Below are 15,078 nucleotides of genomic sequence, written 5' to 3'. Positions count from 1 at the left end.
GGTACGTACACCGACCGCCGGTTTCTTGAAGGGCTGACGCTACATGGACAACGAGGACAAGCTCCGCGACTACCTCAAGCGGGTCACCACGGACCTGCGGCAGACCCGCCGCAGGCTGCAGGAGGTGGAGTCACGAGAGCAAGACCCCATCGCGATCACCGCTATGGCCTGCCGTCTTCCGGGCGGGGTGGGCTCTCCTGAAGAGCTGTGGCGGCTGGTGGCCGAAGGCACTGACGCCATCGGGCCCATGCCGACCGACCGCGGCTGGGACGTGGACAAGCTGTACGACCCGGACCCCGACCGGGCGGGCCGCAGCTATGTGCGGGAAGGCGGCTTCCTCTACGACGCCCCGGAGTTCGACGCCGGCTTCTTCGAGATCTCCCCGCGCGAGGCCCTGGCGATGGACCCGCAGCAGCGTCTCCTCATGGAGACCTCCTGGGAGGTCTTCGAGCGCGCGGGCATCGACCCGACGTCGGTACGCGGCAGCGGAGCCGGCGTCTTCGTCGGATCCAGCAATCAGGGCTATGCCGCTGCCGCCGACGGGAGCACGGCCCCCGAGGGCGTCGAGGGCCATCTGCTGACCGGAGGCTCGGCAGCCGTGCTCTCCGGACGGCTCGCCTACAGCTTCGGGCTGGAGGGACCGGCCGTCACCGTCGACACCATGTGCTCGTCCTCGCTGGTCGCCCTGCATCTCGCCGTCCAGGCGCTGCGGCACGGCGAGTGCGAGATGGCGCTCGCCTGCGGAGCGACCGTGATGTCCTCGGCACGGAACTTCGTGGAGTTCAGCCGTCAGCGGGGACTCGCTCGGGACGGCCGCTGCAAGCCGTTCGCCGCGGCCGCCGACGGCACCGGGTGGGGCGAAGGCGTCGGTGTGCTGCTCCTGGAACGCCTGTCGGGGGCCCGCCGCAACGGCCACCCGGTACTGGCGGTGATACGCGGCAGCGCCACCAACCAGGACGGTGCCTCGAACGGTCTGACCGCACCCAACGGTCCCTCGCAGCAGCGGGTGATCCGTGCCGCGCTGGCCAATGCCGGTCTGTCGGCCGGTGCGGTGGACGCGGTGGAGGCGCACGGCACGGGGACGTCCCTGGGCGATCCGATCGAGGCACAGGCGCTTTTGGCCACGTACGGGCAGGAGCGGGAAGCGGACCGGCCGCTGTGGCTCGGCTCGTTCAAGTCGAACATCGGGCATGCACAGGCCGCCTCCGGCATCGCCGGAGTGATGAAGATGGTGCAGGCGATACGCCATGGCGTCCTGCCCGCGACGCTCCATGTCGACGCGCCCTCGCCGCATGTCGACTGGTCGACGGGGAACGTCCGGCTGCTCACCGACGAGATGGCATGGCCCGAGACCGAAGCACCGAGGCGGGCCGGTGTCTCGTCCTTCGGCGGCAGCGGCACCAACGCCCATGTCCTGCTCGAACAGGCACCGGTGGACGAACCCGCCGACGAACAGCCCGCCGACGAACAGCCCGCAGAGGAAACTCCCGCAGCGGACGCGGCGCCCGCCGCGCTGCCCTGGGTGGTCTCCGGGCGTTCCGCGACGGCCTTGCGCGCTCAGGCAGACCGACTGGCGTCGTGGGCGGAGACCGCCGGACACGCGCCGGCGGACACGGGGCATGCGCTGGTGGCCTCGCGTGCGGCCCTGGAGCACCGGGCCGTGGTGGTGGGATCCGACCAGGACGCACTGGTCGCCGGACTGCGTGCCGTGACGGCGGGCGAGACACCCGCCGGTGCGGTGGTCGGCGATGCGGGAGCCCTGGAGGGCGACGCCGATGTGGTGTTCGTCTTCCCGGGTCAGGGGTCGCAGTGGGTGGGGATGGCGGTGGAGTTGTTGGATTCTTCGCCGGTGTTTGCGGGTCGGTTGGCGGAGTGTGAGGCGGTGTTGGAGCCGTTCACTGACTGGTCGCTGTGTGAGGTGCTTCGTGCGGTCGAGGGGGCTCCGGGGCTGGACCGGGTGGATGTGGTGCAGCCGGTGTTGTGGGCGGTGATGGTGTCGTTGGCTGAGGTGTGGCGTGCTCATGGTGTGGAGCCTGCGGCGGTCGTCGGTCACAGCCAGGGGGAGATTGCTGCAGCGTGCGTCGCCGGGGCGTTGAGTTTGGAGGACGGGGCGCGGGTCGTCGCGCTGCGCAGTAAGGCCATCCGTGCGTTGTCGGGTCGCGGTGGGATGGTGTCGGTGGCCCTGCCGTCGTCCGAGGTCCCGGACCTTGTCGAGCCGTGGGGCGGTCGCATTTCGGTTGCGGCGGTCAATGGCCCCACATCCGTAGTGGTCTCCGGTGACGCGGACGCGCTCGATGAGCTGATGGAGGTGTGCCGCGAGCGCGAGGTGCGTGCGCGCCGCATTGACGTGGACTACGCCTCGCATTCGGCTCATGTGGAGGCGATTCGGGAGGAGTTGCTGGAGGTTTTGGCGCCGGTGGTGCCCAGCACATCCGAGGTGCCGTTCTTTTCGACGGTGACGGGGGAGTGGCTGGACACGGCGGAGATGGATGCCGGGTACTGGTTCACGAATCTGCGGCAGACGGTGCGGCTGGAGCCTGCGGTGCGTGCGCTGCTGGCTGCGGATCACCGGGTGTTCGTGGAGGTGAGCCCGCATCCGGTGCTGACGATGCCGGTGCAGGAGACGGCCGAGGCCGCGGGCGCCGAGGCGGTGGTGACGGGCACACTGCGCCGCGACGACGGAGGCTTGACCCGGCTCTACACCTCCCTCGGCGAGCTGTATGTGAACGGCGTGGACGTCGACTGGTCCCCCGCCTTCGCCGCCCCTCGTCGGGGTAAGGTCGTCGAGCTGCCCACGTATGCCTTCCAGCGTCGCCGCTACTGGCTGGAGTCGGGCCAGCCGTCAGCGGCCGGTGTGGTGGATCCGGTGGATGCGCGGTTCTGGGACTCGGTGGAGCGTGCGGATCTGGAGGGTCTGGCGGCGACGCTGGGTCTGACGGATTCGGGGGCTTTGGGTGAGGTGTTGCCGGTGCTGTCGTCGTGGCGGCAGGGCCGGCAGCAGCGGAGCACGGTCGACAGCTGGCGCTACCGGATCGCTTGGCGGCCCCAACCCGCACCGGAACAAGGCAAGTTGGCGGGCCCTTGGCTCGTTGTCGTGCCCGCCGACTACCTGGACAACGACCTCGTACGCGCCACTCTCCAGGGCATGGGGGACCACGGCGCCGAGACCGTACTCCTCGTCCTGGAGGAGTCGACCACCGACCGCAAGGGCGTGGCCGATCAGCTGCGCGACTCCCTCACGGTCGGCGCCCCCAGCGGCGTTGTCTCCTTCCTCGCACTGGACGAGCGGCCCCTGACCGGGCACCCCGAGGTCACCGTGGGACTCGTCCAGTCCGTGGCCCTGATGCAGGCGCTCCTCGATGCCGCTGTCGAGGCTCCGCTGTGGCTGCTCACGACCGAGTCCGCCGCCACCGGTGTAGCCGACGACGAGGTCCGGCACCCGCTCCAGGCAGCCGTCTGGGGCCTGGCCCGGGTGTTCGCCCTGGAGCACCCCAAGCAGTGGGGCGGCCTCGTCGACCTGCCCGCCGAACTGGACGACCGCGGGGCGGCACTGCTGTCCGGGGTCCTCGCCGCGGGCGGGGACGAGGACCAGCTGGCCCTCCGCGGCTCCGCACTCCTCACCCGCCGGCTGACCCGCGCCCCGCTGGACAGCGAGCCGGCCGCCCCCTGGCGCACCAGCGGAACCGCGCTGGTCACCGGCGGTACCGGTGGTCTCGGTGCGCACACCGCCCGGCTGCTCGCCCGTAACGGAGCCGAGCATCTGGTGCTGACCAGCCGACGCGGCCCGGACGCACCGGGCGCAGCCGAACTGCGGGACGAGCTGGCCGCGTTGGGGGCTCGGGTCACCATCGCCGCCTGCGATGTGACCGACGCCGACGCGCTGGCCGAGCTGGTCGCCCAGGTCGAGTCCGACGGCCCTGCCATCCGCTCCGTCGTGCACACCGCCGGAGTCGGTCTGCTCGTGCCGCTCGCCGACACCACACTGGAGGAGTTCGCCGAGGGCGCCCGCGCCAAGCTGCTCGGTGCCCGCAACCTCGACGCGCTCTTCGACCGTGACGGACTGGACGCATTCGTCCTGTACTCGTCCGTCGCCGGCACCTGGGGCAGCGGCGACCACGGGGCCTACGCCGCGTCGAACTCCTACGTCGACGCGCTCGCGGCACACCGGCGTGCCCGCGGTCTGACGGGCACCTCGATCGCCTGGGGCATCTGGAGCCCGGAGGGCGGCGGAATGGCCGTCGAAGTGGTTCAGGAACAGCTGCGCTGGCGCGGCATTCCGTTCATGCCGGCGCAGCTGGCCGTACTGGGGCTCCAGCAGGCGCTCGACCACGATGAGACGTTCCTCGCCGTGGCCGACATCGACTGGGAACGCTTCGTCCCCGTCTTCACCGCCGCACACCGCCGCCCGCTGCTGCACGAGGTGCCCGAGGTACTGCGGGCAATGGAGGCCGACGAGGCCGGCACGGACGCCGCAGAGAACACCTCCGACGCGCTCCGCTCCCAGCTCGCCGGGCTGGTTCCTGCCGAACGTGAGCGGCAGCTCTCCGACCTCGTACGCAAGCAGGTCGCGGCCGTACTCGGACACTCGGACACCTCGGAGGTCGAGGTCGGCCGGCCATTCCGCGAGCTGGGCTTCGACTCCCTCACCGCGGTGGAGCTGCGCAACCGGCTCAACACGGCCACCGGCCTGAAGCTCCCCGCCACCGTGGTCTTCGACCATCCGACCGTGAGGGCGCTCGCCGGGCATCTGGAGACCACTCTGGTCGGTGCCGGCGACACCCTGCCCGCACCGGCCGACGGCCCGCGCACCGCGGCCCCCGCCGCCCCTGCCGAGGACGACGCGATCGCGATCGTGTCCATGGCCTGCCGCTACCCCGGAGGCGTGCAGTCGCCCGAGGACCTGTGGCAGCTGGTGCGGGACCGGACGGACGCGATCTCGGAGTTCCCTGCCGACCGGGGCTGGGACCTCGACGGTCTGTACGACCCGGACCCGGACCGCACCGGCACCTGTTACGTCCGCGAGGGCGGATTCCTCGACGCAGCCGGTGACTTCGACCCCGAGTTCTTCGGGATCTCGCCGCGCGAGGCCCTCGCCATGGACCCGCAGCAACGACTCCTCCTGGAGACCTCCTGGGAGGCGATCGAGCGCGGTGGCATCGACCCCGGAACGCTGCGGGGCACTCCGACCGGTGTCTTCTTCGGGGCCGCCTACCAGGGATACGGCAACGGCGAGGCCCCCGAAGGACTGGAGGGGCACCTCATCACCGGAACGGTGACCAGCATCGCCTCCGGCCGCATCTCCTACACGCTCGGGCTGGAAGGCCCCGCGGTAACGCTGGACACGGGCTGTTCGTCCTCGCTGGTTTCGCTGCACCTGGCCGTACAGGCGCTTCGCTCCGGGGAGTGTTCCCTGGCGATCGCCGGCGCCGCGGCCGTGATGAGTGAACCGATCGGCCTCGTGGGCTTCAGCCGTCAGCGGGGGCTGGCGCGGGACGGGCGGTGCAAGCCGTTCTCGGCGTCTGCCGACGGTATGGGCATGGCAGAGGGTGTCGGTGTCCTGCTGGTGGAACGCCTCTCGGACGCCCGCCGCAACGGCCACCGAGTGCTGGCGGTCGTCCGCGGAACGGCGGTCAACCAGGACGGTGCCTCCAACGGTCTCACCGCGCCCAACGGCCTGTCCCAGCAGCGGGTGATCCGTGCCGCGCTCGCCAATGCCGGTATGTCGGCCGGCGAGGTGGATGTGGTGGAGGCGCACGGTACGGGGACATCGCTGGGCGATCCGATCGAGGCGCAGGCGCTGCTCGCCACGTACGGGCAGGAGCGGGAGGTGGACCGGCCGCTGTGGCTCGGCTCGGTCAAGTCGAACATCGGACACAGCCAGGCCGCATCCGGCATGGCCGGTGTCATCAAGATGGTGCAGGCGCTGCGCCACGGCGAGCTGCCGGCGACGCTCCATGCCGACGAGCCGTCGCCGCATGTGGAGTGGGCGTCGGGCGCGGTGGAACTGCTGACCGAGGCTCGCCCGTGGACGGTGGAACACGGCCGTCCGCGCCGCGCCGGCGTCTCCTCCTTCGGTGTGAGCGGGACCAATGCGCATGTGATCGTGGAGCAGGCGGAGCAGGCCGGGCGGGCGGAGTCGACTGACGACGAGCCCGTCGTGCCGCCGTCGGCTTCAGGTGTGGTGGTTCCGTGGGTGGTGTCCGGGCGTTCTGCCGAGGCGTTGGTGGCGCAGGGGGAGCGGTTGGCGTCGCGGGTGGCGGACAGTGGCTGGTCGCCGGCTGAGGTGGGTTGGTCATTGGTGGCGTCCCGGTCCTCGTTCGAGCACCGGGCGGTGGTCGTGGGCTCCGAGATCGCTGAACTCACCATGAAGGTGGGGGAGTTGAGCCCTGCATCTGCGGTGAACGACCCGGGCCGGACGGTATTCGTCTTCCCGGGTCAGGGGTCGCAGTGGGTGGGGATGGCGGTGGAGTTGTTGGATTCTTCGCCGGTGTTTGCGGGTCGGTTGGCGGAGTGTGAGGCGGTGTTGGAGCCGTTCACTGACTGGTCGTTGTGTGAGGTGCTTCGTGCGGTCGAGGGGGCTCCGGGGCTGGACCGGGTGGATGTGGTGCAGCCGGTGTTGTGGGCGGTGATGGTGTCGTTGGCTGAGGTGTGGCGTGCTCATGGTGTGGAGCCTGCGGCGGTGGTGGGGCACAGCCAGGGGGAGATTGCCGCGGCGTGCGTCGCCGGGGCGTTGACTCTGGAGGACGGCGCGCGGGTCGTCGCGCTGCGCAGTAAGGCCATCCGTGCGTTGTCGGGTCGCGGCGGGATGGTGTCGGTGGCGCTGCCCTCATCCGAGGTAGCGGAAGTGATCGAGCCGTGGGGCGGTCGCATTTCGGTTGCGGCGGTCAATGGCCCCACATCCGTAGTGGTCTCCGGTGACGCGGACGCGCTCGATGAGCTGATGGAGGTGTGCCGCGAGCGCGAGGTGCGTGCGCGCCGCATTGACGTGGACTACGCCTCGCATTCGGCTCATGTGGAGTCGATTCGGGAGGAGTTGCTGGAGGTTTTGGCGCCGGTGGTGCCCAGCACATCCGAGGTGCCGTTCTTTTCGACGGTGACGGGGGAGTGGCTGGACACGGCGGAGATGGGTGCCGGGTACTGGTTCACGAATCTGCGGCAGACGGTGCGGCTGGAGCCTGCGGTGCGTGCGCTGCTGGCTGCGGATCACCGGGTGTTCGTGGAGGTGAGCCCGCATCCGGTGCTGACGATGCCGGTGCAGGAGACGGCCGAGGCCGCGGGCGCCGAGGCGGTGGTGACGGGCACACTGCGCCGCGATGACGGAGGCTTGACCCGGCTCTACACCTCCCTCGGCGAGCTGTACACGCACGGTGTGGAAGTGGACTGGTCCCCGGCTTTCGCGGTGCACCGGCCCCAGCTCGTCGACCTGCCCACCTATGCCTTCCAGCACCGCCGCTACTGGCTGGAATCGCACAAGTCCGCAGCAGGACCGGCCGCTTCGGGGCTCGTCGATGCCGGATTCTGGGAGACCATCGAGCGCGAGGACGCGGATGCGCTCGCCGAAACGCTCGGGTTGTCCGACGACGGTGCGCTGCGCGAGGTGCTGCCCGCGCTGTCGCTGTGGCACCAGCAGCGCCAGCAGCGGAGCACGGTCGACGGCTGGCGCTACCGGATTGCCTGGCGGCCCCGGCCGGAGCCCGAACGGACCCGCCTGGACGGTACCTGGCTGGTCGTCGTGCCTGACGGACACCAGGACTCCCCGGTGGTCGAGGGCGTCGTCCGCGCGCTCGGGTCGGGCGCCGTGGACAACAGGACCCTGATCGTCGGAGCCGAGGACGCCGACCGGGAACGGCTCGCGGGCCGGCTGCGGGACGAGGCCGCGACGGGGGGCGGGAGCATCGGCGGGGTGCTGTCCCTCGCCGCCCTGGACGAGCAGCCGTGGACCGTCACGGAGACCCTGCCGGCCGGGCTGGTCCTGATGACGTCGCTGCTGCAGGCGCTCGGTGACGCCGGGATCGACGCTCCGCTGTGGTGTGCGACCCGTGGTGCGGTGTCGGTCAACCGTGCCGACGCCGTCGCGCACCCGACACAGGCGATGGCGTGGGGACTGGGCCGGATCGCCGCGTTCGAATATCCGCAGCGGTGGGGCGGACTCGTCGACCTGCCGGGCGAGTTGGACGAGCGGGCCGGACGGCGGCTGATTGCCCTGCTGGCGCAGGATTCGGGTGAGGACCAGGTGGCCTTGCGGGCTTCCGGTGCCTTCACGCGCCGGATGCTGCGTTCGCTGCCGGGTGACCGGCCGGCCCGGGAGGGGTGGCGGCCGCGCGGCACCGTCCTGGTGACCGGTGGTACGGGCGCGTTGGGCGGGCATCTTGCCCGCTGGCTCGCCCGCAACGGTGCGGAGCACCTCGTACTCGTCAGCCGCCGGGGCCCCGAGGCGCCGGGCGCCGCGGAGCTCGTCGAGGAGCTTGCCGGGCTCGGCGCGCGGGCGACCGTGCGGGCGTGTGACGTCAGCGACCGGACGGCGGTGACGGCGCTCATCGGGAGCCTGCCGCCGGAGCAGCAGCTGACGGCCGTGGTGCACACCGCGGGAGTCCTCGACGACGGGGTGATCGACCAGCTCACCCCGGACCGTGCCGCGACCGTGTGGGAGCCCAAGGCAGGTGCGGCGTTCGCCCTTCACGAGGCGACCTTGCATCTGGACCTGTCGGCATTCGTCCTCTTCTCCTCCATGGCGGGCACGCTCGGCGGCCCCGGCCAGGGCAGCTATGCGGCGGCGAACGCCTGCCTGGACGCGCTCGCCCTGCAGCGCCGCGCGGAAGGACTGCCCGCCACCTCGATCGCTTGGGGAGCCTGGGGCGGCGGCGGTCTGGTGGGCGAGGAACTGGCGCAGCGGCTCCGCCGTGACGGCGTGCCGCCGATGGACCCCGACCTGGCCGTCTCCGCCCTGCAGACCGCCCTGGACGAGGACGAGACGTTCCTGGTCGTCGCTGATGTCGACTGGCGCAAGGCCACCGCCCGGCGGGTGACCGCGGTGTGTGAGCTGCCCGAGGTGCGGGCGTCGGCCGGCGAGGGGACCGAGGAGGCCGCGGTGCGCGGCGATGCCGCGCCGTTCGTCCTGCGGCTGCGGGAACATGCCCCGGGGGAGCGGCGTGCGGCGCTGCTGGACGACGTACGGGCCGAGGCCGCCGCGGTCCTCGGCTACGACCAGCCCGACGCGATCCCCGCCGACCGGGCGTTCCGCGAGCTGGGCTATGACTCGCTGACCGCCGTCGAGCTGCGCAACCGGCTTGCCGAGGCAACCGGCCTGCGGCTGCCGGTCACGCTGGTGTTCGACCATCCGACGGCGGCCGCGCTCACGGCGTTCCTGCACGACGGGCTCTTCGGCGCGGTGCCGGAGAGCACGGACCCGGCGGCACCTGCTGTACCGGTCGACGACGATCCGGTCGTCATCGTCGGGACGAGCTGCCGCTATCCGGGCCGGGCCGACTCGCCCGAGGAGCTGTGGCGGCTGCTTGACGAGGGGACCGACGCCGTCTCGGGTTTCCCCACCAACCGCGGCTGGGACATCGACGGGATCTACGACCCGGACCCCGACAAGCCGGGCACCTGCTACGCCCGCGACGGGGGATTCCTCTACGACGCGGACCACTTCGACCCGGCGTTCTTCGGGATCGCGCCGCGTGAGGCGGTCGCGATCGACCCCCAGCAGCGGCTCCTCCTGGAGACCTCCTGGGAAGCGATCGAACGGGCGGGCATCGCCCCGGAGACGCTCCGTGGCACGCAGGCCGGCGTCTTCGTCGGCTCGAACTACAACGACTACGGCTCCCGTGCGCACACCGCCCCGGAGGGCATGGAGGGATATCTGGCGACGGGCAGTGCGAGCAGCGTCGCCTCCGGCCGTATCGCGTACACCTTCGGCCTGGAGGGCCCTGCCGTCACGGTGGACACGGCGTGTTCGTCGTCGCTGGTCGCACTGCATCTGGCGGCCCAGGCCCTGCGGTCCGGCGAATGCACGCTCGCGCTGGCCGCCGGTGTGACGGTGATCTCCACACCGCAGACCTTCATCGAATTCAGCAGGCAACGGGCGCTCTCTCCCGACGGCCGCTGCAAGGCGTTCTCGGCGGATGCCGATGGCGCCGGATGGGCCGAGGGCGTCGGTGTCGTTCTGTTGGAGCGGCTGTCCGAGGCCCGGCGGCGCGGACACCCGGTGCTGGCCGTCGTCAAGGGCACAGCCGTCAACCAGGACGGCGCCTCCAACGGCCTGACCGCCCCCAACGGGCCGTCCCAACAGCGCGTCATCCGGCAGGCGTTGGCCAACGCAGGCCTGGCCGCACGGGACATCGACGCCGTCGAGGCCCACGGGACCGGCACCCAGCTCGGTGACCCGATCGAGGCCCAGGCCCTCCTCGCCACCTACGGCCAGGAACGGCCCGCGGAACGCCCGCTGTGGCTCGGCTCGATCAAGTCGAACATCGGCCACACCCAGGCCGCGGCCGGGGTCGCCGGAGTCATCAAGATGGTGCAGGCGATGCAGCACGGTGTGCTGCCCCGCACCCTCCACGCCGCGCGGCCGTCGCCGCACATCGACTGGTCGGCGGGGAACGTACGCCTGCTGAGCGAGCCGCAGGAGTGGACACCGGGCGACGGCCCGCGGCGGGCCGGCGTCTCCGCCTTCGGCATCAGCGGCACCAACGCGCATGTGATCCTGGAGGAACCCGAGCCGGCGGCCATCGAGCCCGGCGCCGCACCACCGGACCGCCCGGAGGTCGCCGATGCCCCGGCGGCAGTCGTCCCCTGGCTGCTGTCCGCGCGGGGCGTCACGGCCCTGCGGGCCCAGGCCCAGCGGCTGGCGGAACACCTCGCCCGCCACCCCGAACTCGCGCCCGCCGATGTTGCGCTGTCCCTGGCGACCTCGCGTGCCGCGTTCGAGGACCGGGCGGCCGTAATCGGCCGGGACACCGGTGAACTGACCGCTGCGCTGCGGACGTTCGCCGAAGGCCGGGAGCACCCGAGCATCACCGTGGGCCGCGCCCGCCCCGGAAAGCTGGCCTTCCTCTTCCCGGGCCAGGGCTCCCAGCGCGCCGGGACGGGGCGGAGCCTCTATGCGACCCACGATGCCTTCGCCGACGCCCTGGACGCGGTCTGCGCACACCTGGACGGCTACCTCGAACGGCCCCTGCGCGAGGTGCTGTTCGCCGGTCCCGGCACACCAGAGGCGGACCTCCTCGACCGGACCGTCTACACCCAGGCCGGTCTCTTCGCCCTCGAAGTCGCCCTGTTCCGGCTGCTCGAAAGCTACGGGCTGCGCCCGGACCTGCTGCTCGGCCACTCGATCGGTGAACTGGCCGCCGCGCATGTCGCCGGGGTCTTCTCCCTGCCGGACGCCTGCCGTCTGGTCGCCGCCCGCGGCCGGCTGATGCAGGCCCTGCCCGCCCGCGGCGCCATGGTGTCCGTCCAGGCGGCTGAGGAGGACGTACTGCCGCTGCTCGCGCCCTACGGGGAGCGGGTCGTGATCGCGGCGGTCAACGGGCCGTCCGCCGTCGTCCTCAGCGGCGACGACGATGCCGTCACCGAGGTCACCGGACAGCTGGCCACCGCGGGCCACCGGACCAAGCGGCTGCGGGTCAGCCATGCCTTCCACTCCGCCCACATGGACGCGATGCTCGACGAATTCGCATCCGTGGCAGCCGAGTTGACCTACCAGCCGCCGGCCGTCCCCGTCGTGTCGAACGTCACCGGCCGCCCGGCCACGGCCGAGGAGCTGTGCAGCCCCGACTACTGGGTGCGCCATGTACGGCAGGCGGTCCGGTTCCACGACGGGATGCGGACCCTGGAAGAGCTGGGCGCGCGGACACTCCTCGACCTCGGGTCGGGGGTGCTGACCGCCATGGCCGACGAGTGCCTGACCACGGACGGGATCTCCGCCGTCGCACTCCTGCGCCGGGACACCGACGAACCGGCGTCCCTCACCACCGCGCTCGCCCAGCTGCATCTGCAGGGCCACGGCCCGGACTGGGACCGCTGCTTCGCGCCCTCGGGCGCCCGGCGGGTGCCGCTGCCGACCTACCCGTTCCAGCGGCAGCGGTACTGGCTGGAGGCCGGTACGGACCTGACGGACGTGTCCGCCGCCGGGCTGGAGGCGGCAGGCCATCCGCTGCTGGGCGCGGCCGTCCCGCTCGCCGGTTTCGACGGCGCCCTGTTCACCGGGCTGCTCTCGGCGGGCCGCCAGCCGTGGCTGGCCGACCACGCCCTGGACGGCACACTGCTCTTCCCCGGCACGGCATTCCTGGAACTGGCACTCCAGGCCCGCGAACGGACCGGCGCCGGCCACCTGGAGGAACTCACCCTGCAAGCCCCGTTGGTGGTCCCGGAGGACGGCACGGTGCAGCTCCAGCTCACCGTCGGCGAGGCGGACGAGTCGGGCCGGCGACCGGTCTCGGTGCACTCGCGCCCCGCGCCCCGCACGGATGGCGAGGAGCAGCCCTGGACCCGGCACGCCGAGGGCACCCTCGCCGACGGCCCGCCCGAGCGGCGGACACCCGCCGACCTGACTGCCTGGCCCCCGCCTGGCGCCGACCCGGTCGACCTGTCCGGCCTGTATGAGCACACCGCCGCGAGCGGTTTCGCCTACGGACCGGCCTTCCGCGGTCTGCACGCCGCCTGGCGCCGGGGCGACGAGGTGTTCGCCGAGGTCACCCTGCCCGAGCAGTACCGCGACGCCGGCTTCGTCCTGCATCCGGCGTTGCTCGACGCCGCCCTGCACACGGTCGCACTGGCCGCACCCGACACCGAACGGGCCGTGCTGCCTTTCAGTTTCCGGGAGGTCACCGCGGCAACGGCCGCATCCCCGGACACCCTGCGGGTCCGTCTCGTCCGGCAGGCCGACGACACCTACGAAGTGCACCTGGCGGATGCGTCGGGTACCCCGCTCGCCGCGATACCGGCGCTCGTCCTGCGACCGGTCGACTCCGCACAGCTGGCCGCCGCCGGACCGAAGCCGGCCGACCTGTACCGGATGGACTGGGCGGACCTGGCGCTGAGCGGACCTCCGGCCGAACCGTATGCGGTCATCGGAACGGACGGGATACCGCACGTACCCGGGGGGCACGGCGCCCGGTATGAGGAGCTGGCCGCGCTGGCAGCGGCCGTCGACGCCGGGGCCGAGGTGCCCGCCACGGTCCTCGTCGGTTGCCCGCAGACCGGGGGCGACCCGGCCGGGGCCACCCGCCGGGCCGTGCACCACGCACTGGACCTGGCCCAGACCTGGCTGCGCGACGAGCGGTTCAGCGCCTCGCGCTTGGTCCTGTGCACCCGCAACGCGGTGGCGGACCGGGCCGGTGCAGCGGTGCCCGGACTGGCGCAGTCGGCCGTCTGGGGACTCATCCGCACCGCCAAGGCCGAGAACCCGGGACGCTTCGCCCTGCTCGACCACGACGGCACGGCACCGTCCGCGGCCGCGCTGCCCGCCGCCCTGGCGACCGGTGAACCCGAGATCGCCCTGCGCGACGGCGCTGCCCGGGTGCCACGCCTGGTACGGGCCCGGGCGGCCGAGCCGTTCCGGGGCCTCGGCGCCGGCGGAACGGTGCTGATCACCGGGGCCGGCGGCATGCTCGGCCGGCTCGTGGCCCGTCACCTGGTGGCCGCTCATGGCGTGCGCAGCCTGCTGCTCGCCAGCCGTCGCGGGCGGACCGCGGAAGGGATGCCCGAACTGGAGAAGGAGCTGCGCGAACTGGGCGCGGACGTCGACATCGCCGCCTGCGATCTCGCCGACCGGGACGACACCGCCCGGCTGCTGGCATCGGTATCCGCCGAACATCCGCTCACCGCGGTGGTCCACACCGCGGGCGTCCTCGACGACGGGGTGATCGGTTCGCTGACCGCGGACCGCATGGACACCGTGCTGCGGGCCAAGGCGGATGCCGTACTCCACCTCGACGAGCTGACCCGCGACCTCGACCTCACGGCGTTCGTCCTGTTCTCCTCGCTCGCCGGGACCTTCGGCGGGGTCGGGCAGGGCAACTACGCGGCGGCGAACGCGTTCCTCGATACCTTCGCCCATGCCCGCCGGGCAGCCGGCCGGCCCGCCCTCTCCCTCGCCTGGGGACTGTGGGCCGAACGCAGCGGGATGACCACCAAGCTGGACGAGACCGACCTCCACCGGATGGCACGGGGCGGGGTGCTGCCCATGCCGTCGGAGCAGGCGCTGGCGCTGCTCGACGCCGCACTCGCCACCGAAGAGCCGTTCCTCGTCCCGGCCAGGCTCGATATGGCCGCACTGCAGAGCGCGGCCGGCGAAACGCCCCCACTGCTGCGGTCGCTGACCCGGCCGCGGCCCCGGACCCCCGTCGGCCGGCCGGGCCCCGCGCCCGCCGCGGAAGCCGAACAGCTCGGCACCCGCCTCGCCGCGCTGCCGGAGACGGAGCGGCGCCAGGCGGTGCTCGACGCCGTCCTGGGCCAGGCCGCGCTGGTCCTGGGGCATACCTCGGCCGAGGCGATCGACCCCGAACGCGGCTTCCTGGACCTGGGCTTCGACTCGCTGACCGCCGTCGAGCTGCGTAACCGTCTCACCACCGTGACCGGGACCAGGCTGCCCGCGACCCTGCTGTTCGACTACCCCGAACCGGGCGGACTGGCCGATCACCTGCTCGGCAGGCTGGCCGCCGCAGTGGAGCAACAGCCGCCCCACGGCGGCTCCGTAGCCGACCCGCTCGACGCCTGGGAGGCACAGACCGCGCGGCTCATGGACGACACGGCCGCCAGGGCATCGCTGCGTAGCCGGCTCCAGGGACTCATGGACCGGCTCGACAGCCTCCCCGAGGACGCGGACGCCGCGTTGGAGAGCCGGCTGGGCCAGGCGTCGGACGACGAGCTGTTCGACTTCATCGAGAAGGAACTCGGCGGATCGTGAGCCGCTGAGCGCCCGTACACCGGCTCCGGCTGCCCGCTGAAGGGCCGCCGGAGCCGGTGCGTTCCCAGAAATCCGGGACCGCCGGCTGCGGACCGCAGTCCCTTCGTGCGCGGCGCCGGCCGGGTGGCGGCGGACTCCTGGGAGGGCTCGTCGCGGCAGGCCGGGCACGT

The 15,078-nt window shown here is 72.4% G+C and carries 1 protein-coding gene; it reads left to right on the top strand.

What is annotated here, in order from left to right; genetic code table 11:
* The first annotated feature begins 43 nt into the window (after nt 1-43).
* Nucleotides 44-14,908, top strand: a complete 14,865-nt coding sequence (locus tag AB0C46_RS14505) for a type I polyketide synthase (RefSeq protein WP_362828145.1) — start codon at nt 44-46, stop codon at nt 14,906-14,908.
* Nucleotides 14,909-15,078: the final 170 nt, after the last annotated feature.

This window comes from Streptomyces sp. NPDC048637, assembly GCF_040650675.1.
Lineage (GTDB): Bacteria > Actinomycetota > Actinomycetes > Streptomycetales > Streptomycetaceae > Streptomyces.
This window is presented reverse-complemented; position numbering and strand designations above follow the sequence as displayed.